Genomic DNA, 1471 nt, shown 5'->3' on the forward strand with positions numbered 1-1471 from the left:
ACGCTGATAACCGTTTTGGGCTGGCTGTGAGCGTGCCACATAACCCGTAAACCAGCGTAATACCAAATCCGTGTAACCCACGTCCAGCCGTACCAGTTTTCCGGTGTAGTCCGTTGTCGTCTCCGCCGTGATAAAGCCACGACCACAGGATGCCAGCTCCAGCATAATATTGGCGTCAACCAGGTGAATTTCATCACCGGAAAGATAGAGCCGGTTAATCGGTGTCATTATTTAGCGGGTCCTATTGTGTCATTAATCGGTTTCAATACTTTGCTTTCAAACCAGCTTAATTTTTCCGGCGCTTCTTTTGCGGCGGCGGCCCCCTGACCTGTTTGCTTTCTGGCCTGAATATTATCGGCAGCACGGGCATCACGTTTCTCAGCAACAGATAAATGTTCACGTAAAGTAAATGTGACCTGCCATGCCTGTTTACCGTCGATCTTACTGGCATCAATGGTATGGGTGAATGTCCCGATGCGAAAGTTGATAGCCCCTGCGGTCAGATTAGCGACACGATAACGTTTCAGACTTCCCTTATCTTTGGCCTCCGCCAGTGCAAACAGGCGTGACAGCGTTTTTTGCTCAGTAAACGGAATGATCCCCGTAACACGTAACTCCTTGGGCTTAATACCTTGCTCCGCTACGGCGGTACTGGATGACTGGCCGCTTTGGTCTGTGTCCTGAAATACCACCGATGGGGTTACGGTCAGACTTTTTAATGGTATGGCCTCGCCATCAAGGGCCAGTGTGATAATTTGGCTCATTGTGTAGCATCCTTTCTAATGCGCGAATATCGTCCCCGGCAAATAATGTCGCCAGCGTGTAAACGGCGTCCTGTTCAGGGATATCCTGATGCAGTTTTTCGGCCAGTAATGCGCCATTCCCTTTCCCTGAAAAAGCCCAGACACGGGCCGATTTGTTCCTGACGCCATTCAGAGCGGCAGTCACTTGTTGTAAGGTGTTCTGTCTTACCGTCGTGAAGTTTGTTAATTGTGATTTCAATCCCGCAATGCTGCTACCGACGCTAACCTGTGTTTCAGCCTGTGCAATTAATCGCGCATTCACGGCCATGCGGCTGGTTGATGTTGAAAACGGTTGAAATGGAGGCAAACCGCTGTCCGGTTTCCCAGGCAATTGCATTTTGGTGATCGCCAGACGTTCCGCTGTCTTTGCCATACGGGTGACCTGAGAAAATACCGGCAACGGCAACACCGCTGAAAATGGGGTTAAATGCTGGATAAATTCATTATGCGTCTTCGCGCAGATCATGAGTACCACGGCGCTCATGTTTCCCGTTCCCCGGATTTTATTTGCCAGATAATTGATGGCGTTTGCCGGACTCAGGTAGTGACCGCTGTCCGCTTTCTGCCCGATACCGTATACGAACGGATGGACGGGTAGCATCGAGCAATGCATCCCCGTCATATTCGGAGAGATGCGCATTATTTTCCGTTGCCAATTCATCACGCGG

2 protein-coding genes and 1 pseudogene are annotated in these 1471 nt (G+C 50.3%); all 3 read right to left on the reverse strand.

Annotated elements, in window-relative coordinates; genetic code table 11:
* A pseudogene (locus tag AACQ38_RS23685) lies at positions 1–231 on the reverse strand (hypothetical protein); the annotation flags it as partial.
* Positions 228–764 (reverse strand): baseplate complex protein, encoded by a 537-nt coding sequence (locus AACQ38_RS23690; RefSeq protein WP_041380260.1) that lies wholly within the window; start codon positions 762–764, stop codon positions 228–230. The gene AACQ38_RS23690 and the pseudogene AACQ38_RS23685, both read right to left, overlap by 4 nt.
* On the reverse strand, positions 736–1471 hold a 736-nt coding region (locus AACQ38_RS23695), incomplete at its 5' end, for a hypothetical protein (RefSeq protein WP_339367092.1). The genes AACQ38_RS23695 and AACQ38_RS23690, both read right to left, overlap by 29 nt.

The sequence above is a fragment of the Photorhabdus sp. RW14-46 genome, assembly GCF_963887965.1.
GTDB lineage: Bacteria > Pseudomonadota > Gammaproteobacteria > Enterobacterales > Enterobacteriaceae > Photorhabdus > Photorhabdus laumondii.

Coding starts and splice junctions, on each gene's coding strand:
- AACQ38_RS23690 (WP_041380260.1), bottom strand. CDS start 764: ATGAGCCAAATTATCACACTGGCCCTTGATGGCGAGGCCATACCATTA.